This is a genomic window from Rosenbergiella gaditana (genome assembly GCF_018494065.1).
Lineage (GTDB): Bacteria > Pseudomonadota > Gammaproteobacteria > Enterobacterales > Enterobacteriaceae > Rosenbergiella > Rosenbergiella gaditana.
In genome coordinates this window covers 86,901-106,640 of the sequence record NZ_JABBFR010000001.1, presented here as the reverse complement: position 1 = coordinate 106,640, position 19,740 = coordinate 86,901, and the positions used below count along the sequence as shown (strand labels likewise).

General features: G+C 47.9%; 19 protein-coding genes. 7 read left to right on the top strand and 12 right to left on the bottom strand.

Features of this window, described 5'->3' with window-relative positions; all coding sequences use genetic code 11:
* Positions 1 to 16: 16 nt before the first annotated feature.
* Complete coding sequence (purT, locus tag HH682_RS00530) at positions 17 to 1,201, top strand: formate-dependent phosphoribosylglycinamide formyltransferase (protein ID WP_214235212.1); 1,185 nt, start codon at positions 17 to 19, stop codon at positions 1,199 to 1,201.
* Positions 1,202 to 1,234: 33 nt separating this feature from the next.
* On the opposite strand, the gene zwf is transcribed toward purT, so the two are convergent.
* Positions 1,235 to 2,722, bottom strand: a complete 1,488-nt coding sequence (gene zwf, locus HH682_RS00525) for a glucose-6-phosphate dehydrogenase (RefSeq protein ID WP_214235210.1) — start codon at positions 2,720 to 2,722, stop codon at positions 1,235 to 1,237.
* A gap of 282 nt (positions 2,723 to 3,004) precedes the next feature.
* Here zwf and pyk point away from each other — a divergent pair, with 282 nt between their 5' ends.
* Complete coding sequence (gene pyk / locus HH682_RS00520) at positions 3,005 to 4,447, top strand: pyruvate kinase (RefSeq protein ID WP_214235208.1); 1,443 nt, start codon at positions 3,005 to 3,007, stop codon at positions 4,445 to 4,447.
* Positions 4,448 to 4,476: 29 nt separating this feature from the next.
* Here the strand turns inward: pyk and lpxM are convergent, their stop codons facing one another.
* The 3 genes from lpxM to znuA form a co-directional block, all read right to left on the bottom strand.
* On the bottom strand, positions 4,477 to 5,451 hold the full coding sequence (gene lpxM, locus HH682_RS00515; protein WP_214235206.1) for a lauroyl-Kdo(2)-lipid IV(A) myristoyltransferase: 975 nt from the start codon (positions 5,449 to 5,451) through the stop codon (positions 4,477 to 4,479).
* 144 nt (positions 5,452 to 5,595) lie between these two features.
* Entirely contained in the window at positions 5,596 to 6,918 is a 1,323-nt protein-coding gene (gene mepM, locus HH682_RS00510; RefSeq protein ID WP_214235204.1) for a murein DD-endopeptidase MepM, read from the bottom strand.
* Positions 6,919 to 6,933: 15 nt separating this feature from the next.
* Positions 6,934 to 7,899, bottom strand: coding sequence for a zinc ABC transporter substrate-binding protein ZnuA (gene znuA / locus HH682_RS00505; protein ID WP_214235203.1), 966 nt, complete (start codon positions 7,897 to 7,899; stop codon positions 6,934 to 6,936).
* An 81-nt stretch (positions 7,900 to 7,980) separates the two neighbouring features.
* On the opposite strand from znuA, the gene znuC reads away from it, so the two are divergent.
* Together znuC and znuB are read left to right on the top strand one after the other, a co-directional pair.
* Positions 7,981 to 8,739, top strand: coding sequence for a zinc ABC transporter ATP-binding protein ZnuC (gene znuC, locus HH682_RS00500; protein WP_214235201.1), 759 nt, complete (start codon positions 7,981 to 7,983; stop codon positions 8,737 to 8,739).
* A complete protein-coding gene (gene znuB, locus HH682_RS00495) occupies positions 8,736 to 9,521 on the top strand; it encodes a zinc ABC transporter permease subunit ZnuB (RefSeq protein ID WP_214235199.1) in 786 nt (261 codons plus the stop codon). Before znuC ends, znuB begins: the two co-directional genes overlap by 4 nt.
* A gap of 381 nt (positions 9,522 to 9,902) precedes the next feature.
* Here znuB and ruvB read toward each other — a convergent pair whose 3' ends face one another.
* From ruvB to aspS, 6 genes are all read right to left on the bottom strand, one after another.
* Positions 9,903 to 10,916 (bottom strand): Holliday junction branch migration DNA helicase RuvB, encoded by a 1,014-nt coding sequence (gene ruvB / locus HH682_RS00490; RefSeq protein WP_214235197.1) that lies wholly within the window; start codon positions 10,914 to 10,916, stop codon positions 9,903 to 9,905.
* Positions 10,917 to 10,924: 8 nt separating this feature from the next.
* Positions 10,925 to 11,548, bottom strand: coding sequence for a Holliday junction branch migration protein RuvA (gene ruvA, locus HH682_RS00485; RefSeq protein ID WP_214235196.1), 624 nt, complete (start codon positions 11,546 to 11,548; stop codon positions 10,925 to 10,927).
* A gap of 91 nt (positions 11,549 to 11,639) precedes the next feature.
* Positions 11,640 to 12,161 carry a crossover junction endodeoxyribonuclease RuvC gene (gene ruvC, locus HH682_RS00480; RefSeq protein WP_071429838.1) on the bottom strand — a complete coding sequence of 174 codons (522 nt, stop codon included), beginning with the start codon at positions 12,159 to 12,161 and terminating at the stop codon, positions 11,640 to 11,642.
* 29 nt (positions 12,162 to 12,190) lie between these two features.
* A complete protein-coding gene (locus tag HH682_RS00475) occupies positions 12,191 to 12,934 on the bottom strand; it encodes a YebC/PmpR family DNA-binding transcriptional regulator (protein ID WP_214235194.1) in 744 nt (247 codons plus the stop codon).
* A gap of 66 nt (positions 12,935 to 13,000) precedes the next feature.
* Positions 13,001 to 13,438, bottom strand: a complete 438-nt coding sequence (gene nudB / locus HH682_RS00470; RefSeq protein ID WP_214235192.1) for a dihydroneopterin triphosphate diphosphatase — start codon at positions 13,436 to 13,438, stop codon at positions 13,001 to 13,003.
* A complete protein-coding gene (gene aspS, locus HH682_RS00465) occupies positions 13,438 to 15,216 on the bottom strand; it encodes an aspartate--tRNA ligase (RefSeq protein ID WP_214235190.1) in 1,779 nt (592 codons plus the stop codon). Before aspS ends, nudB begins: the two co-directional genes overlap by 1 nt.
* Before the next feature lie 246 nt (positions 15,217 to 15,462).
* Here aspS and cmoA point away from each other — a divergent pair, with 246 nt between their 5' ends.
* The gene (cmoA, locus tag HH682_RS00460) at positions 15,463 to 16,191 is read left to right on the top strand and encodes a carboxy-S-adenosyl-L-methionine synthase CmoA (protein WP_214235188.1); all 729 of its coding nucleotides are present in this window, start codon (positions 15,463 to 15,465) and stop codon (positions 16,189 to 16,191) included.
* On the top strand, positions 16,188 to 17,168 hold the full coding sequence (gene cmoB / locus HH682_RS00455; RefSeq protein WP_214235186.1) for a tRNA 5-methoxyuridine(34)/uridine 5-oxyacetic acid(34) synthase CmoB: 981 nt from the start codon (positions 16,188 to 16,190) through the stop codon (positions 17,166 to 17,168). Before cmoA ends, cmoB begins: the two co-directional genes overlap by 4 nt.
* Here cmoB and cutC read toward each other — a convergent pair.
* Complete coding sequence (gene cutC, locus HH682_RS00450; protein WP_214235184.1) at positions 17,136 to 17,948, bottom strand: copper homeostasis protein CutC; 813 nt, start codon at positions 17,946 to 17,948, stop codon at positions 17,136 to 17,138. The genes cmoB and cutC overlap by 33 nt on opposite strands.
* A 77-nt stretch (positions 17,949 to 18,025) precedes the next feature.
* Between cutC and HH682_RS00445 the strand changes: the two genes are divergently transcribed.
* The gene (locus tag HH682_RS00445) at positions 18,026 to 19,162 is read left to right on the top strand and encodes a MalY/PatB family protein (RefSeq protein WP_214235182.1); all 1,137 of its coding nucleotides are present in this window, start codon (positions 18,026 to 18,028) and stop codon (positions 19,160 to 19,162) included.
* Positions 19,163 to 19,173: 11 nt separating this feature from the next.
* On the opposite strand, the gene HH682_RS00440 is transcribed toward HH682_RS00445, so the two are convergent.
* Positions 19,174 to 19,728, bottom strand: a complete 555-nt coding sequence (locus HH682_RS00440) for a VOC family protein (RefSeq protein ID WP_214235180.1) — start codon at positions 19,726 to 19,728, stop codon at positions 19,174 to 19,176.
* Between the last annotated feature and the right edge of the window lie 12 nt (positions 19,729 to 19,740).

Here is a 19,740-nt window from a genome sequence, read left to right as displayed (position 1 = left end):
GTTTAGGAAAGCGATTATGCGAAAATTCGGCACCGCGTTACGTGGCAATGCAACCAAAGTCTTATTATTAGGTTGTGGAGAATTGGGAAAAGAAGTGGCCATTGAATGCCAGCGTCTAGGTGTTGAAGTCATTGGCGTTGACCGTTACGAAAACGCTCCCGCGATGCATGTCGCACATCGTGCGTATGTCATCGATATGTTGGATGCCGACGCACTCACATCGGTTATCACGCTAGAGCAACCCGATTTTATCGTACCGGAAATTGAAGCCATTGCGACGGGTGCACTCGTCAACCTAGAAGCGATGGGCTTAACTGTTGTGCCTTGCGCGCAGGCAACACAACTTACCATGAATCGCGAGGGAATTCGTCAATTGGCGGCTGAGCAGCTGGGCCTCCCGACTTCCACTTATCGTTTTGCCAGCCAGCAACAGGAATTTTTAGAGGCTGTCGATGCCATAGGTTTCCCCTGCTTTGTGAAACCAGTAATGAGTTCTTCAGGCAAAGGCCAGAGCCTACTTCGCCATCGTGAGGCTTGCGCCGCAGCGTGGGACTATGCTCAACAAGGTGGACGAGCTGGCGCGGGACGGGTGATCGTTGAAGGCTTAGTCGATTTTGACTTTGAGATAACCTTACTCACCATCAGTGCGGTCGATGGCATTCACTTCTGTGCTCCTATCGGTCATCGTCAAGAAGATGGCGATTACCGGGAGTCATGGCAGCCGCAACAGATGAGCGCTATAGCACTCACTCGTGCCCAAGATATTGCCCGAAAAGTAGTCACGGCCCTATCCGGTTATGGCCTCTTCGGCGTTGAGTTATTTATCCGGGGTGATGAGGTGATTTTCAGTGAAGTCTCTCCTCGTCCCCATGACACAGGCATGGTTACTCTTATCTCCCAAGATCTCTCTGAATTCGCATTGCATGTTAGAGCATTTCTGGGGCTCCCTATCGGTAGCATCCGTCAATATGGACCTGCTGCCTCGGCGGTTATTTTACCTGATCTGAACAGTGAGGCGATTAGCTTTTCAGGGCTTGAAAATGCCTTAAAGGCGGGTCAACAATTGCGGCTTTTTGCTAAGCCCACTATTGTTGGACGTAGACGTTTAGGGGTGGCACTGGCGATAGGTGAAACCGTTGAGCAAGCCGTTTCGGCTGCATTAGAAAGTGCTGCAGCGATTGAGGTCTCAGACGGAGTGTAACAATAGACCGCCAGCTAAGCTGGCGGTAAATAATTACTCTAATGGGGTTTCAGACTCGTTCCATGAACGCCCATCACGGGTAATCATGGCAACCGAGGAAACTGGGCCCCAAGTCCCTGCTTGGTAAGGTTTGGCTGATTCACCATCCTTCTCCCAAGCTTCAATAATGGAGTCGACCCAAGTCCACGCCGCTTCAACTTCATCACGATGCACAAACAACGCTTGAATACCACGCATTGATTCTAATAATAACCGTTCGTAAGCATCCGCTAGATGACTCTCATTGAAGGTTTCAGAGAAACTCAGATCTAATTTTGTGGTTTGTAGCTTATGCTTGTGATCTAAACCAGGAACCTTGTTAAGAATCTCTATATCAACCCCTTCATCCGGCTGTAAACGGATCGTCAGCTTGTTCTGCGGAAGTTGGGTGTAAGACTCTTTAAAAAGATTCATTTCTGGATTTTTGAAATAGACGACAACCTCAGAGCATTTAGCGGGTAATCTTTTCCCGGTCCGCAGGTAGAATGGTACGCCTGCCCAACGCCAGTTATCAATATCCACACGGATCGCCACAAAGGTTTCCGTGGAGCTGGTTTTGTTAGCGCCCTCTTCATCCAGATAACCGGGTACTTTCTTACCTTGTACAAAACCCGCGGTGTATTGCCCGCGCACCGTTTTCTCACGCACATTGGTATGATCGATTTTACGTAAAGAACGCAGTACCTTGATTTTTTCATCGCGAATGCTGGCTGCGGTTAAATCTGAAGGCGGTGACATGGCAATCATGGTCAACACTTGCAATAGATGGTTTTGAACCATATCGCGCATTTGGCCAGCCTGATCGAAGTAACCCCAACGGCCTTCGATCCCGACCTCTTCGGCAACGGTGATTTGCACATGGTCAATCGTTTTGTTATCCCAATTATTCACGAAGATAGAGTTGGCAAAACGTAGGGCCAATAAATTTAGAACGGTTTCTTTACCGAGATAGTGGTCAATACGGAAAACTTGGCTTTCGTCAAAATACTCACCAACGCTATCGTTAATCTCTTGAGACGTTTCCAGTGACGTCCCTAAGGGTTTTTCCATTACCACACGCGCAGGCTTAGCATTCAACTTAGCTTGGCCTAATCCCTTACAAATTGCACCGAAAGTGCTTGGTGGCATCGCAAAGTAGTTCACGGTCACACGATTTTTCTGATCAAGAAGCTTGCCTAACTTTGTGAAATGCGCCGATTCATTAACATCCAGATTGCAAAAATCTAAGCGCGCACTCAGTTTTGCCCAGATCGCTTGATCGATCTCCTCTTTCATAAAGGTTTTAAGGGCTTTATCAACCTCTTGGGTATAAGCCGCCTTGTCCCACTCTGCCCGACCAACACCGATGATTTTCGTTTCGTCATTAATTTGACCGGCTTTTTCCAATTGGTATAACGAAGGTAATAGCTTACGGCGTGCCAGATCACCCTTGGCTCCAAAAATTACCAGGTCGCAAGCCTGGACTGTTTGCGTTGACGCCATTTTATTCTCCTCGTTCTAACGTAAATTAGCGAAAACCCGCTAAGGAGTTCATTAGATTCATATTATTGCTCACTTTACAGCGATTTGAGTAGTGAGGTAAACAGTTTGCTGTGCGAAATCATTGTCGACTACCGCCAAGACGTTAATCGGTTGTTAAACTGGTCCCTAAAGTTGTACCCTAAAATCATTGCGAGCATTTATCGTTTTCTGCGATATTGAGTGTAATACCCATTCTCAACAACTGAGTTTTGTTCTTCACTTATGTTCTTACTGGAGTTGTCCATGTCACCACGCCTTAGACGAACGAAAATTGTTACTACTTTAGGCCCCGCCACTGATCGCGATAATAATTTAGAAAAAGTGATTGCGGCTGGAGCGAATGTCGTACGACTTAACTTTTCTCATGGTTCTGCTGAAGATCATCTAACTCGCGCCAATAATGTTAGAGCTATCGCGAAAAAATTGGGTCGGCATGTGGCAATTTTAGGTGATTTACAAGGTCCTAAAATTCGAATTTCAACTTTCCGTGAGGGCAAAATATTCCTTAACGTCGGTGATAGTTTCACCCTAAATGCTGCCTTGGCCAAAGGTGAAGGGACCCATCAACAAGTCGGTATCGATTATAAGGCGCTGCCTCAGGATGTTAAGCTTGGCGATATCTTATTACTCGACGATGGCCGTGTACAACTACGCGTCACCGCGGTTGATGGGGATAATATCTTGACTGAAGTCACAGTGGGGGGCCCCCTATCGAATAATAAGGGAATCAATAAACAGGGAGGTGGTCTCTCTGCACAAGCACTTACAGATAAAGATAAAGCCGATATTATTACTGCCGCAAAAATAGGGGTAGACTACCTTGCGATATCTTTCCCACGCTGTGGCGATGACTTGCGATATGCTCGCCAATTAGCGGAAGAAGCGGGTTGCCAGGCGAAAATTGTCGCAAAAGTCGAGCGCGCTGAAGCCGTGGCCACGCAAGCCGCCATGGACGATATAATACTCGCCAGCGATGTAGTAATGGTTGCTCGTGGCGATCTGGGTGTCGAGATTGGCGACCCTGAATTAGTCGGCATTCAGAAAAATTTAATCAGCCGAGCACGTCAATTGAATCGCGCCAGTATCACCGCGACACAGATGATGGAGTCGATGATCACTAATCCGATGCCAACTCGTGCTGAAGTGATGGATGTTGCCAATGCGGTATTAGACGGTACCGATGCAGTGATGCTTTCTGCTGAAACGGCAGCGGGTCAATACCCAGCAGAGACAGTGCAAGCGATGGCTAATGTGTGTGTAGGGGCCGAAAAAATTCCTAAGGTGAATATTTCACGTCATCGTTTAGATATTCAATTCGATAATATCGAAGAAGCTATCGCAATGTCTGCAATGTATGCGGCTAACCATCTTAAGGGCGTCACCGCCATCATCACCATGACCGAGTCTGGCCGTACTGCGTTAATGACCTCTAGAATCACTTCTGGCCTACCCATTTTTGCGCTATCACGACATGAAGCAACACTGAACAGTACAGCGCTCTATCGGGGCGTCACGCCGGTAGCAATTTCTGGGTATACTGATGGCTTACTGGCCGTACATGACGCTGTGAAGCTACTCAAAACCAAAGGGTATCTGCAATCCGGAGATTTAGTGATCGTCACACAAGGCGATGTAATGGGCGCCACTGGCACCACAAATACACAGCGGGTAATCACGGTCGAATAATTCGTACAGCCGCTAACGCGGCTGTTTTTTTATTTATAGGGAAATAGATCTTTGCGGCGGTATGGCTTTTCCTCACCCTCTTGTCGCGTTTTTAATAGTTCAAGGATCCAGGTGTATTGTTCTGGATTAGGCCCTACGAAAAACTCCACTTCTTCATTCATTCGCCGGGCGATCGTATGCTCATCGGCACTCTCAAGGTCATCCATCGGTGGACGCACAAAAATTTCTAATTGGTGGCGGCGGCTATTATAAACAGGAAAAAGCGGCACCACCTTGGCACGACAAACTTTCATCAACCGTCCAATTGCAGGTAACGTCGCTTTATAGGTGGCAAAGAAATCCACAAATTCGCTGTGATCAGGCCCATGGTCTTGGTCTGGCAAATAATAGCCCCAATAGCCTTGTCTTACCGATGCAATAAAAGGTTTGATCCCATCTTTGCGCGCATGCATTCTGCCGCCAAAACGTCGACGTAGTCGGTTCCAAATATAATCCATCAGGGGATCTTTTTGGTTATGGAACATCGCCGCCATTTTTTGTCCTTCCGAGGCGAGTAGCATCGCTGGGATATCGACCGCCCATCCATGAGGTACCAGAAAAATGACATTCTCACCTGATTGCTGGTATTGCTCGATAATATCTTTACCGTGCCAGATAATTTTTTGCTGAATTCGCTGTGGATCACGTAACGCCAACTCAGCCATTAACACCATGGACTGCGGAGCTGTAGCAAACATTTCATCAATAATGCTTTCACGTTCCGCTACAGAAAGATCAGGAAAACAGTAGTGAAGATTGATTTGCGCCCGACGACGTGCCCCTTTTGCACGTTGACCTACCCATTTGCCAAGTCTACCCAGCAGCGGATCACGGATCGTTGCAGGAACATACGCCAACCCGCCTGCCACGCCAATCGCCAACCATTTGCCCCAAAACTGCGGCTTCAGGAAGGAACGCTTAAATACAGGAATGAACTCAGAATGGTTACGTGTCTCGTTAGTCATGCACTCGCCTCTTAAAAGAAGAGGCTAATGATAGTGATGGGGAATAGATTTGCAATAGACTTTTGCTAACAATATGGGATACAGGACGTACCTGTAAGCAGAAAAATAGGGCCAAACATTATATTCAGCCCTGATTAGAAATAATTAGAAGGTAAGTTGGCTCTGCCAAGTTTTAACCTGCGCGAGATAAGTCTTACGATCTTTTCCTGTGAGTCCTTCCATCCGCGGCAGTTTAGCCGTTAAAGGGTTGACCGCTTGGTTATTAATCCAGATTTCGAAATGCAAGTGCGGTCCAGTTGAGCGTCCGGTATTACCGGATAACGCGATACGGTCCCCTCTTTTCACTTTCTGTCCGGGTTTAACCATCACACGGCTAAGATGCATATAACGGGTCATATATTGTCGACCATGGCGAATCGCCACATATTTTCCAGCCGCTCCACCCCGTGCGTTGGCCACCACCACTTCCCCATCTCCAGTCGCTAAAACCGGTGTACCAATGGGCACGGCGAAGTCAACGCCACGGTGCGGAGTAATTCGCCCAGTAACTGGATTGAGTCGCCGAGGATTGAAGTTTGATGATACACGATACATTTTGGCCGTGGGGAAACGTAAAAATCCTTTTGCAAGGCCGGAAGCATTCTGATCATAAAACTTGCCATCTTCAGACCGGAAAGCGTAGTAATCTTTACCGCCTGAGCGCACGCGGACTGCTTGCAGCTGGCTTTGCATACGCTTCCCTTCCAGTACTTCGCGCGAGAAAATAGTGCTAAATTGATCACCACTACGCAGCTTACGAAAATCCATTTGCCATTGTAATGCTTTTATCACGGACGCAATTTCACCAGCAGACAGTCCAGCCTGTTGCGCACTACTCGCAAAGCTCCCTTTAACTGTCCCAGCGAGAGTGTGATCTTGCCATTCTCCCTGTTGTAATTGACGTTCCATACTATAGGTGCCATTGGGCCTACGTGTATAATGTCGCGTTTCGCGACGGGATATTTCCCAATCTAAAGTATCGAGTTCACCGTCGGCATTCACTTGCCAATTGAGGCTTTGTCCAACATTAAGATTACGCAGTGCACTATCACTTCCTACCAACGTATTAATATTAGAAAGGTCAATTCCATATTGATTCAGCACACTGCTAAGCGTATCGCCTGATGTAACAGTATATTCCTTCGCATCTTGAGTGCCTTCGGCCTCTTTTTGGTCTGCCGGCAGATCTTCATCAGGTAAAGGGGTAGTTTGGTCATCGGGTTCGGAAGCATCGCTTCCGTCAAGATGTTGACTGGCTTCGAGTTCAATCTTTCGAACTAAATTTTCTTTAGTGTCATCATGATGATTCATCAGCGGCTGCCAAACGGCAGCAGCAAGTGTCATAGCCATTAATGACCCCAACATAAAACGGTGGGGTCTGGGTAGTGTGTTAAGCGCGAGAGCGACAGAACGAGCAATCTGTTGCACTGTCAATTTTCCTCATTAGTTCATTGGTTTCAGACAGCTCACATACTGGCTCGACAATTGTGAGAGGAATTTCACATAACTGTCTTGTGATAAGCTGATGTTGCTTCCCAATGGATCTAAAGTGCCCTTTCGCACTCCGGTTCCTCGTGAAACAGCGTCGATGACGGCTGGTCTGAATTGTGGCTCAGCAAAAACGCACTGCGCTTTATGCTCAGTCAACTGTGTTCTTATTTCGTGTAGTTTCTGTGCACCTGGCTGAATTTCAGGATTCACCGTGAAATACCCTAGTGGCGACAGGCCATAGTGCTGCTCAAAGTAGGTGTAGGCGTCATGAAAGACATAGTACCTATTATCCTTCACTTTACTAAGCTGCTTGCTTATTTGTTTATCGGCATCTCCCAAACTGTCTTTAAATTGCGACAGATTACTGTCCAATTTTATTTTTTGTGCTGGCATCGATTGAACTAATCGATCATGAATAGCCGTTGCACTCATTAAAGCCATTTCTGGAGACATCCATATATGCAGATTATACGTTCCTTGATGAGAATGACTATCAGACAGTTCCCTATCAGACGAATTTGCGGTATTGATCGCATTCGCTTGCAAAGAAGGATGATCATGATCATCTTCACCGACCAAGTGAGATTGAATCACGGGTAAAGCCGTCAGTTCAAGATTTTTATTAGCCGGAAGTTGGGACGCACTACGAGTAATAAAAGATTCCATTTCAGGCCCCACCCAAACCAACAGGTCAGCGTTTTTGATACGACGTATATCTGAGGGGCGCAAGGCGTAATCATGTTCCGAGGCACCATCCGGTAGCACTACAGTGACTGGCGTCACTCCTTCAGCAATCGCTGCGGCAATAAACCCCAGTGGTTTAATCGATGTCACCACCTCTGCTTGCGTTAGGCTACTCATTGCGAACATGATGGAAAGCCCCAATGCGAGCTTAGGGAAATGATTTTTTCTTTTCATGATTACTGGCGTCTCAGCTATTAACCTTAAATGGATATGTGATAATATAACATCTCTTTTTGAAATGAAAACTGATTAACCATGTCATCGAACTTAGTTACTTTAAAAAATATCGATGTTTCGTTCGGTCAAAAACAGGTCCTGCAAAATATCTCCTTATCGTTGCAGCCGGGTAGGATATTAACCTTATTGGGGCCTAATGGCGCGGGTAAATCGACCTTAGTGAGACTTATTCTCGGGCTGATTACGCCGACCAGAGGCACCATTAATAAAAAATCGGGGTTACATATTGGTTATGTCCCACAAAAATTACACCTCGACACGACCCTCCCCCTTACGGTTGACCGCTTTTTACGTTTAGCGCGTCAGGCTAAAAACGCGGATATCCAGGCCGCCTTACAGCGTGTTAATGCTGGGCATCTTCGTCTTTCAACCATGCAAAAACTTTCTGGTGGCGAGATGCAGCGTGTTCTACTCGCCAGAGCGTTACTCGGTAAGCCCGAATTACTAGTACTTGATGAGCCTACACAGGGTGTCGACGTCAATGGGCAAGTGGCTTTGTACGACTTGATCGACCAGTTACGCCATGAATTAGATTGCGCGGTATTAATGGTGTCTCATGATCTCCATTTAGTGATGGCCAAAACGGATGACGTGCTCTGCCTTAATCATCATGTTTGCTGTTCAGGGCCACCTGAAGTGGTGTCACAACACCCTGAATTTACGGCAATGTTTGGTCCACGCGCTGCTCAACAACTGGCAATTTATCGGCATCATCACAATCATCGTCATGATCTCAAGGGACGGATTGTTTTACGTAAGGAGAATGAGGTCTCATGATTGAACTGTTGCTGCCAGGCTGGCTGGGGGGCATCTTATTAACCCTCACCGCGGGACCTCTCGGGTCTTTTGTTGTCTGGCGTAAGATGTCTTACTTTGGCGATACACTCGCCCACGCCTCCTTATTAGGAGTCGCCATTGGGTTACTGTTACATGTTAATCCTTGGTATGCAGTGATTGCTGTGACGCTAATCCTCGCTATTTTATTAGTCGTTTTAGAGCATCGCCCACATCTTGCCATCGATACATTATTAGGGATTATGGCACACAGCGCCCTCTCACTAGGGTTGGTCGTGGTCAGTTTAATGTCCAATGTTCGTGTCGATTTAATGGCCTATCTGTTTGGCGATCTACTATCAGTCATGCCGGCAGATTTATGGATGATGGCGGCCGGGGTGGTTATTGTTCTTGCTGTGATACTTTCGCAATGGCGTTCTCTACTCTCCATGACAGTCAGCCCAGAACTGGCACAAGTGGACGGCGTCAATTTAGCCAGGACCAGAATGTTATTGATGCTGGTTACTGCCCTAACCATTGGCGTGTCGATGAAATTTGTCGGCGCATTAATTATTACGTCTTTACTGATTATCCCTGCAGCGACCGCACGCCGCTTTGCCCGCTCCCCAGAGCAAATGGCTATTTTTTCGACATTGATTGGTATGGTCGCTGTAACGGGAGGGCTGACCTTTTCGGCTTACTATGATACGCCAGCAGGTCCTTCTGTTGTCCTCACGGCCAGCGCACTGTTTATGTTGAGCGGCTTAAAGAAGATGGCACATTAAGATTAATGCCTCGGCATTGCCGGGGCATTAATTAATACCCTGGATGCCAGAAGCCACGGCTATTTTTTCAGCAATACCGCAAATCGTTGTACACGCTGGTTCATCAGATACTTGAGGTCAACTTTCATTTTTTATAATCCTCTTTTCACCACTCGACTCAATTGGTCTTAAGAGGAGGCTGACAAACAATATGTTAATCCAACCGTTAAAGAGCGATCCACTCTCTGGTTTCCTGTAAAAGAAGACCTTATGCTTTAGCTGATACAGTGAGTCCCTGCGAGGGAGTCGCAAGTATAGCGCCTTGATAGGATTTAAAAACAAAAGAGAAATGCCTAAAGGTGACATTCCTCTGTTGATTGAGCGTTGGATGCTGCAATGTATTCAGTCGTTTTTATATTGATCGATAAGATTAAAATGTTGATAAGCGTGTTGTGTCGCCAGTCTTCCACGCGGCGTGCGCTGGATAAAGCCCTGCTGAATTAAATAAGGTTCGATGACATCTTCAATTGTCTCTCGCTCTTCGCCAATCGCCGCCGCAAGGTTATCTAGCCCGACCGGTCCACCACTGAACTTATCAATAATTGCGAGCAGTAATTTACGATCCATATAGTCAAAGCCTTCACTATCGACGTTCAGTAAATCTAATGCGCTTGCCGTTACTTCACCATTCATATTGCCCCCCGCTTTGACCTCGGCAAAATCACGCACACGGCGCAATAAGCGGTTAGCAATCCTGGGCGTTCCCCGGGAACGACGCGCAATCTCTAGCGCGCCCTCTTGACTGAGTGACAGCCCCAAGCACTCCGCCGCACGGCCAACAATGGACTGAAGATCAGGGACTTGATAAAACTCCAAACGCTGGACGATACCAAAACGGTCACGCAGGGGCGACGTCAAAGACCCAGCACGGGTAGTGGCACCAATCAGCGTAAAGGGGGGTAAGTCAATTTTAATTGAACGTGCTGCTGGCCCTTCTCCTATCATGATATCCAGTTGATAATCTTCCATGGCAGGATAAAGGACTTCCTCAACAACGGGAGAGAGACGGTGAATTTCGTCAATAAACAGCACGTCGTGTGGCTCTAAGTTGGTCAGCATTGCTGCAAGATCACCGGCTTTCTCTAGTACCGGACCAGAAGTCGTACGTAAGTTAACGCCCATCTCGTTTGCAACAATATTAGCTAACGTAGTCTTACCTAGGCCTGGAGGACCGAATATCAGTAGGTGATCCAGTGCATCCCCACGCATTTTTGCCGCGCGAATGAAGATTTCCATCTGCTCTCGAACATGAGGCTGTCCAACATATTCATCCAGTAGACGGGGCCGTAAAGCCCGGTCAAAGCGCTCTTCATCAACAGTCACTTCCGCAGAGACTAGGCGATCCGCATCTATCATAATCTTCCCTATAAAGACGCGCGTAATGCGTCTCTGATCAAGGTTTCACTGTCTGCCCCAGTCTTCACAATTTTACTCACCATCCTTGATGCCTCTTGCGGCTTATAGCCCAAGGCAACTAAAGCGGCCACCGCTTCAGCTTCAGCTTCAGCTTCATTAGTCGATGAGAGAGCAGTAGCCGGTGCGGTGAGTGTGAATTCGCTTTCGGTATTAAACAGATCACCGTGCATGCCTTTAAATCGATCTTTCATCTCGACCACTAAGCGCTCGGCCGTTTTTTTGCCAACACCTGGGAGTTTCACTAACGCGGCAATCTCTTGTTGCTCAACAGCATTAACAAATTGCTGTGCTGACATGCCTGATAGGATAGCTAACGCTAATTTCGGCCCTACCCCATTCACCTTAATCAATTCGCGAAATAGCGTACGTTCTTGCTTATGATTAAAACCGAAGAGTAGCTGCGCATCTTCCCGCACCACAAAATGGGTAAAAATAACGGCGGATTGATCTTTCTCAGGTAGTTCGTAGAAACAGGTCATCGGCATATGCACTTCATACCCTACGCCACCCACCTCAAGCAAAACAAGTGGCGGTTGCTTCTCTATGATGACTCCATTAAGACGTCCGATCATACTATTACCTTTATCTAAGTATTCGCGAGAGTTAATGAGGCGTTTATACCATAAAAAAGGCTGGATGAATATCCAGCCTACTCACAGGAAGTTAACGCAGTCGCCCTCGGGTCAAGACTAATGCTTTATCAGAAATACTCAGCGCATTTTGGCTAATGTGGCAATGAGTGATCGCAATCGCCAACGCATCGGCGGCATCGGCTTGAGGGTTAGCTGGAAGTTTCAACAATGTCCGTACCATATGTTGGACCTGCGCTTTATCCGCCGCGCCCGTCCCTGTGACGGTTTGTTTAACTTGCCGAGCGGCATATTCGAAAACGGGTAGCGTTTGGTTTACCGCCGCCACTATTGCCGCACCGCGCGCTTGACCGAGCTTCAAAGCCGAATCAGCATTTTTCGCCATAAACACTTGCTCAATGGCAAAGTAATCGGGAGAAAATTGCGTAATGATCTCACTGACACCAGCGTAAATCAGCCGTAAACGCTCTGGTAAAGCTGGGGTATTGGTACGAATACAGCCACTCCCCAAGTAGGTCAGCTGACGACCTACTTGGCGTATGACCCCATAGCCGGTTATCCGCGATCCTGGGTCAATACCGAGAATTATTGCCATGATTGACCATTTAGACCCGCGATCAACACTTATAGACTCTCAGCGATTTCGTCGGAAATTTCACCATTATGGTAAACTTCCTGAACATCGTCACAATCTTCAAGCATATCGATCAAACGCAATAGTTTTGGTGCGGTGTCAATGTCCATTTCAGCTTTTGTTGAAGGGATCATTGTTACTTCAGCTTCATCTGGCGTTAAACCCGCCGCGATCAACGCATCTTTTACCGTACCCAACTCTTCCCACGCGGTGAACACATCCATCGCCCCATCGTCGTAGCTGACAACATCTTCAGCACCAGCTTCTAAAGCAGCTTCCATTAATGCATCTTCGTCTTGACCCGGCGCATAGGCGATTACCCCTTTGCGGCTAAATAGGTAGGCCACGGAACCATCGGTTCCTAAATTTCCGCCGGTTTTGGTGAAGGCATGACGCACTTCTGAAACAGTACGGTTACGGTTATCACTCAAACATTCAATCATGATGGCGCTACCGCCTGGACCGTAACCTTCATAGACGATAGTTTCCATATTGGAATTGTCGTCACCACCGACACCGCGGGCAATCGCACGGTCCATGGTGTCACGGGTCATATTGTTGGATAGGGCTTTATCCATTGCAGCACGCAAGCGTGGGTTCGAGCTTGGATCGCCACCGCCTAGTTTTGCCGCGGTGACTAACTCACGAATGATCTTGGTAAAAATTTTACCACGTTTTGCGTCTTGTGCCGCTTTACGGTGCTTCGTATTCGCCCATTTACTATGTCCAGCCATAATCTTATTCTCTCAAACAAATAACGGTAAACAGAACGCGCTCATAGGCGTATTCCAATCGAATTATCACTCGGCAAACAGGCGTTCAATCGCTTGGCGATTACTCCATGATTTGGTTAATGCTGCGGCCTGTTGCCAAGTTAGCCACTGCGCCGCCGTATGCTCGGTCAGGCAAGGTGTTCTTTCGCACTCAATGCCTAAAGTAAACCAATGTTCTTGGTTATGTGTCACTCCCGGTTCATAGCGATGGCGATATTGTTCAAAAATTTCAAAGCTAATCTGTGTTTGACAGTCAGTTAGAAGGTCAATCTGTGGATCATAGACAAATCCCGTTTCTTCCTGAACTTCGCGCAGTGCCGCCTGTTCAGGCGGCTCTGCGCTTTCCAAACTGCCGGTTACCGATTGCCAAAAATGTTCATCATCTTGACGCTGCAACATCAGCACCCGCTTCGTATTTCTTGCATAGATCACGACCAAAACCGAAACGGGATGCTTGTAGATCATTAAGCAGACTCTGTCTTAACTTTTTTCACAACCTGTAGCGCCAGCTCTTGCAGCGCACTTGGGTTTGCCTCGCTTGGCGCATCAGTCATTAAACACGCGGCAGCCGTGGTTTTCGGGAAGGCAATGACATCGCGAATATTGTCAGTACCGGTCAACAACATGGTTAAACGGTCTAAACCAAAGGCTAAACCAGCATGCGGTGGCGCACCGTATTTTAATGCATCGAGTAAGAAACCAAACTTCTCTTGTTGCTCATCGGCACTGATCCCTAAAATGCTAAATACTGCCTGTTGCATAGTGCTGGTATGAATACGAACAGACCCCCCACCGACTTCATAGCCGTTAATCACCATATCGTATGCATTGGCAATCGCTTCGCTTGGTGCATTACTCAGCTCAGTAGGCGTTAAATCACGCGGCGCAGTGAAGGGGTGATGCATTGCTGCTAAATGGCCTTCAGCATCTTGCTCAAACATTGGGAAATCAACCACCCATAATGGTGCCCAGCGACTTTCATCGGTTAAGGCTAAATCACGACCAATTTTCAATCGTAATGCGCCCATAGCGTCAGCAACAACATTGGCTTGATCTGCACCAAATAGCAGGATATCACCAGATTCTGCCGCCGTTCTAACAAGCAGTTGTTCAATGATTTCGGCGTTTAAGAATTTAGCGACTGGACTTTGTATGCCTTCAAGGCCCGCATCGCGTTGATTGACCTTCATCCACGCCATGCCCTTCGCACCGTATAGCCCAACGAATTTGGTGTAATCATCGATCTGTTTACGGGTTAATTGTGCCCCGCCCGGTACGCGTAACACGGCGACGCGCCCTTTTGTATCGTTGGCTGGGCCGGAGAAGACTTGGAATTCAACTTTCGCCAGTAAATCAGCAACGTCCACTAGCTCCATCGGGTTACGTAAATCAGGCTTATCAGAACCAAAACGACGCATCGCCTCGGCCCACGTCATTTGAGGGAACTCGCCTAGGTCCACACCTTTGATGTTTAACCAAAGTTGGCGAATAAGTCGCTCCATAATCTCACGCACTTGTGGTGCGGTCATAAAAGAAGTTTCGACATCAATCTGGGTGAATTCTGGCTGGCGATCAGCCCGCAAATCTTCGTCACGAAAACATTTTACGATCTGATAATAGCGGTCAAAGCCAGACACCATAAGCAGCTGTTTAAAGAGCTGTGGCGATTGGGGCAAGGCGTAAAATTCGCCTTTATGCACGCGGCTTGGCACTAAGTAATCACGCGCACCTTCTGGCGTTGCTTTGGTGAGCATCGGTGTTTCAATATCGAGAAACTCATTCTCTTCCATAAAGCGACGTACAAAAGCAGTGATCTTGGCGCGGGTTTTGAACCGAGACGCCACTTCTGGGCGACGCAGGTCTAAATAACGGTATTTAAGTCGCGCTTCTTCGCTATTTACGTGGTTACTGTCCAGTGGCAGAGGCTCTGAACGGTTAATAATCGTCAACTCTGTTGCAAAAACTTCGACTTCTCCGGTCGCCATCTCTGCATTTTTATTACGCTCTTCGCGCGCGCGCACTTTTCCCGTAACTTGAATACAAAATTCGTTACGTAACTCTGATGCGCGTTGAAAAGCCTGCTGCTCATCCGGATCAAAAAAGACTTGTACAATCCCTTCGCGATCACGCATATCGATGAAAATTAAGCTCCCGAGGTCGCGACGACGATTCACCCAACCGCTTAGAGTGACTTGTTGACCGATGTGGGACACATTAAGTTGTCCGCAATAAAGTGTACGCATTGATTATCCTTTTGGGCCCGGAAGGCATTTAACGTAAGATGCCGCCACTTGGCAATATTGCTGCAAAATGGCTCGCATTATACTGAAAAATAATGTCAAGGATAAGCCTATGAGTGTAATAGCGCTCGATATCTGTGCAATTAACGCTTTTGGTTGTCGAAAATCGCTAAAAATTTGTCTTGTAGATGCGCCGATGAGCGGTTTCTGCGACAATACTTTTTTTTAGCAAGGTTAGCGAACGCCGTTATGTCTCACCGCGATAGTTTATTTTCCGCGCCAATTGAAAAATTAGGCGATTGGACTTTTGATGAACGAGTAGCTGAAGTCTTTCCCGATATGATCCAGCGCTCAGTGCCAGGTTACTCAAATATCATCTCCATGATTGGGATGTTGGCGGGTCGTTTTGTCACGGAAAATAGCCGCGTCTATGATCTTGGCTGCTCTTTAGGGGCGGCAACCTTATCGGTACGTCGTAATATCACGACCAGTGGCTGTGAAATTATTGCCGTGGATAATTCCCCTGCCATGGTCGAGCGTTGTCGCCGCCATATTGACGCCTTTCGTGCGCAGACCCCGGTACAGGTGGTGGAAGCCGATATCCAGAATATCGATATTGCCAACGCCTCACTCGTCGTCCTCAATTTCACGCTACAATTTATTCCACCCGAACAACGTGAAGCGCTACTAGCAAAAATCTGGCAAGGTTTACGGCCTGGTGGCGCGTTAGTGCTTTCTGAGAAATTCAGTTTTGCCGACCAGCAGATGGGAGAGTTACTGTTCGATATGCATCTGGATTTTAAGCGGGCGAATGGTTATAGCGAACTTGAGATTAGCCAGAAACGTAGCATGCTCGAAAATGTGATGCTGACGGATAGCGTCACGACCCATCAACAACGTTTACAGGCTGTCGGCTTTAAGCATGCTGAGCTGTGGTTTCAATGTTTTAATTTTGGATCGTTAGTGGCCATCAAATGATAGATTTTGGAAATTTTTACCAGCAAATTGCGACAGGCCCGTTATCTTCGTGGCTAGAGGGTATTCCTGCACAACTCGCACAGTGGCAACGTGAAAACTTACACGGCCATTTTCGTCAGTGGCACAAAGCCATTCAATACTTGCCGGCATTGACCCCGACAACGCTGGACCTCGTCGATCAAGTCTATGCTGAACATCCCGACCTCACGCCCCGTCAACGGCAAGGCATCGAGTCACTGCTCCGCCAGTTAATGCCATGGCGTAAAGGCCCCTATCATCTCTACGGCACTCATATTGATACCGAGTGGCGTTCAGACTGGAAATGGGATCGTGTATTACCCCATATCAGCCCGCTTAAAGATCGGCTGATCCTCGATGTCGGCTGCGGCAGCGGATATCACATGTGGAGAATGCTTGGTCAAGGGGCAAAAATGGTCGTCGGTATCGACCCAATGCAGTTGTTCCTATGCCAATTCGAAGCCATACGTAAGTTACTGGGTAATTCACAGCAAGCGCATCTGTTACCGCTGGGAATTGAGCAGCTACCCACCTCTGAAGCATTCGATACGGTATTTTCAATGGGGGTGCTCTATCACCGTCGTTCGCCGCTCGATCACTTACTTCAATTGAAAAATCAATTGGTTAATGGTGGAGAGTTGGTTTTAGAGACTCTTGTCACCGAGGGGGATGAACATCAAGTACTAGTACCGGGTGAACGTTATGCACAAATGCGCAATGTTTACTTTCTACCTTCTGCCTTGGCACTGAAAAGTTGGTTGGAGAAAACGGGCTTTATCGATGTACGCATTGTTGACCAAGCGGTAACACCCGTTACAGAGCAACGGCGCACCGCTTGGATGACGAGTGAATCTTTAGCCGAGTTTTTAGACCCGAGCGATCCACAGAAAACCGTTGAAGGCTACCATGCTCCTCTACGAGCAGTATTAATTGCCCGTAAGCCCGGAGAGGTAGTCTAAACGACTAAGGTGATGTTCTGCCGGCGGTAGTGGCGGAACATCGCCTTGTAAGCGAATAAGCGTTTGCATTGCTTCCACTACGCTTGGATCAACCTCAGTCCGTAAATATTCATCAGCCATTTTATCTGAACACATCGAGACCCCCGCCTTGCAATAGCGCATCGCAGAAGGCACTTGCCGACTGGCAGAGCTATGAACTTCTTTGATTCCCGCTTCGAGAAATTTCGGCAAATTGGATAAACGAACGCCGGCTCCGGCCATAATGATTGGGCCAGTTCCTAGCGCGGTAAGTTCTTGTAATAGACTAATTCCCGCCTCCGCCGATTGCTGCTGTCCAGAGGTTAATATCCGCGCCACCCCCAGTTCGGACAATTCGTGATAAGTACGATAAGGGTTGCTGCAAAGATCGAAGGCGCGATGAAAGGTTACCGCCATCCCTTTTGCAACGGTCATCAGCTTTTGCATTCTCGGTTTATCGAGCAGGCCCTCGGGGCAGAGAATTCCAGTTACCACACCAGGAAAGCCCATATCGCGGATCTGCGCGACATCGGACAACATAATCTTAAACTCTTGTTCGCTGTAGCAAAAATCACCGCTTCGGGGCCGTACAATAGGATGCACCGGAATATGAATTTGCGAGCGCGCTTCACGTAATGTTCCAAGCGATGTGGTGAGTCCTCCTTCTTGAGGCGCAGCACAGAGTTCAATACGATCAGCGCCCGCTTGCGTTGCTGCCAGCGCGCAATCCAAACCATAACAGCATATTTCTAAAGTCGGCATAGTCGATTCCTTTGTCAGACCTGATGGATATGCTACTGTGCATAGTGCCTCTTCCTACATACCTGCCTGGAGTACGGATGTCATTCAATTTTGATGAAAGAGTCGAGCGAAATCACACTGACAGTGAAAAATGGCTCAAATATCGAGATCAAGATATCATTCCGCTCTGGGTGGCGGATACCGACTTTCGCGTTGCTCCGGCCATTCAACACGCTTTATTAGCGCGAGTGGAACAGGGTATTTTTGGCTATGCCGATGACCAAGGTGCACTGCCTAATACCACGGTACAGTGGGTAGAAAAACAGTATCATTGGGCGATTAATCCCGACTGGGTTATCCCGCTCTCAGGCATAAAGCCACTTTTCAGTTTACTCCAAGAGTGCCTACTTTCTCGTGATCAAGGGTCTGTATGCCACACGCCGATTTACCCACCCTTCACGCAAAGTGCCACCCACGCTCATCGCTCTCAGCGCTTAATCCCTTATCCGCTTTTTGATGATGCCGATTTCCTCAGTATCCCCCTTCCCGCCTTAACCACACGGGAGCGCTTACTGTTTATCTGTAATCCTCATAATCCAGGCGGGAGGAGTTATTCTCGAGAGGCCTTACAACGTTTGGCGGACTATGCCGAACACTATGATCTCTGGGTCTGTAGCGATGAAATTCATGCTGATTTACTGCTCGACCCCGAACACGCACATACCCCTTTCGCCTCGCTTTCGCCAAGTTGTGCACAGCGTTCTATCACCTTACTCTCCGCCGCGAAGGCCTTTAATCTTGCCGGTTTGGGCTGTGCCGTCGCGATTATTCCCAATAACGCGCTGCGCGAACGCGTACGCCATGCAGTCGCTCAGCGCATGGCTGCCCCCAATAGTCTGGGTATCGTCGCAACCCTTGCCGCATGGCAACAGAGCGAAGATTGGCTCATCGCACAACGTCACTACTTACGAACAAATCGTAATCATTTGGTTGAGTCTTTACAGCATTTACCCGCTTTACGGATGACCGTACCGGATGCCGGTTTCTTAGCTTGGATTGACGCCTCCGGTTTACAGCAAGTCGACCCGCACCGCTGGTTGGAACTGCATGGGCTAGGCCTTACCTCAGGCGCTGCTTTCGGTGATCCCCAAGCCGTACGCCTGAATTTTGGCTGTTGCCGCGCACTGCTTGATCAGGCCTTAACCCGTCTGACCCATGCAGTGACTCAAGCCTGAATCCTTCCTAGTTACTGTTCGCTGGCGACCACGTCATCAATAGGGTAGGTATGAAAATTAAGGGTGATCTCGCCATTAGTGATCGCAAGTGTGGTGTTATCCAGCGCTCCAACTTTAGCCTCAGGCCGACGTGTCTTAACACTAATACCGGGTATCACAAGCCCCCGATCATCAATTAATGCCATTGCGCGTTGGCCAATCTGTTCAGGTGCACCGGGCAGCACTATCTCAATATGCTCCCACCCTTCATGACGGTAACGTTTTTCACCGGGCCAAGGCAGCTCGATAATCGCTATGTGATGGTTGAGCACCCTTAACGGTTGATGCAGGCGATAGAGGTGGATTGGACGCCCACCAATAACGGCCTCGGAGAAACAACTCCCTTGTTGCGATAAGACCTTCGCCCAACGCTCCGCCGTTTGATTTTGGTGACAACGTAACGAAATATGGTCAATGGTTAAATCCGTTAGGGCTAGCCCCAGCTGCTGGGTAAAGGAGGATAATTGCTGTTCGAAATGGGAAAGATCGTCAGCTAATTCAGGGAGAGAAGTAAAGAGTGGGTGCATAATATCCTACTG

Bases quoted from the DNA above. Each gene is read 5' to 3' on its own strand.
- purT (WP_214235212.1), top strand. From the start codon at position 17: ATGCGAAAATTCGGCACCGCGTTACGTGGCAATGCAACCAAAGTCTTA.
- ruvC (WP_071429838.1), bottom strand. From the start codon at position 12,161: ATGGCAATAATTCTCGGTATTGACCCAGGATCGCGGATAACCGGCTAT.
- cmoB (WP_214235186.1), top strand. From the start codon at position 16,188: ATGATAGATTTTGGAAATTTTTACCAGCAAATTGCGACAGGCCCGTTA.
- aspS (WP_214235190.1), bottom strand. From the start codon at position 15,216: ATGCGTACACTTTATTGCGGACAACTTAATGTGTCCCACATCGGTCAA.
- zwf (WP_214235210.1), bottom strand. From the start codon at position 2,722: ATGGCGTCAACGCAAACAGTCCAGGCTTGCGACCTGGTAATTTTTGGA.
- ruvA (WP_214235196.1), bottom strand. From the start codon at position 11,548: ATGATCGGACGTCTTAATGGAGTCATCATAGAGAAGCAACCGCCACTT.
- cutC (WP_214235184.1), bottom strand. From the start codon at position 17,948: ATGCCGACTTTAGAAATATGCTGTTATGGTTTGGATTGCGCGCTGGCA.
- znuA (WP_214235203.1), bottom strand. From the start codon at position 7,899: ATGAAAAGAAAAAATCATTTCCCTAAGCTCGCATTGGGGCTTTCCATC.
- lpxM (WP_214235206.1), bottom strand. From the start codon at position 5,451: ATGACTAACGAGACACGTAACCATTCTGAGTTCATTCCTGTATTTAAG.
- HH682_RS00440 (WP_214235180.1), bottom strand. From the start codon at position 19,728: ATGCACCCACTCTTTACTTCTCTCCCTGAATTAGCTGACGATCTTTCC.
- HH682_RS00445 (WP_214235182.1), top strand. From the start codon at position 18,026: ATGTCATTCAATTTTGATGAAAGAGTCGAGCGAAATCACACTGACAGT.
- nudB (WP_214235192.1), bottom strand. From the start codon at position 13,438: ATGATCTACAAGCATCCCGTTTCGGTTTTGGTCGTGATCTATGCAAGA.
- znuB (WP_214235199.1), top strand. From the start codon at position 8,736: ATGATTGAACTGTTGCTGCCAGGCTGGCTGGGGGGCATCTTATTAACC.
- pyk (WP_214235208.1), top strand. From the start codon at position 3,005: ATGTCACCACGCCTTAGACGAACGAAAATTGTTACTACTTTAGGCCCC.
- ruvB (WP_214235197.1), bottom strand. From the start codon at position 10,916: ATGATAGATGCGGATCGCCTAGTCTCTGCGGAAGTGACTGTTGATGAA.
- znuC (WP_214235201.1), top strand. From the start codon at position 7,981: ATGTCATCGAACTTAGTTACTTTAAAAAATATCGATGTTTCGTTCGGT.
- HH682_RS00475 (WP_214235194.1), bottom strand. From the start codon at position 12,934: ATGGCTGGACATAGTAAATGGGCGAATACGAAGCACCGTAAAGCGGCA.
- cmoA (WP_214235188.1), top strand. From the start codon at position 15,463: ATGTCTCACCGCGATAGTTTATTTTCCGCGCCAATTGAAAAATTAGGC.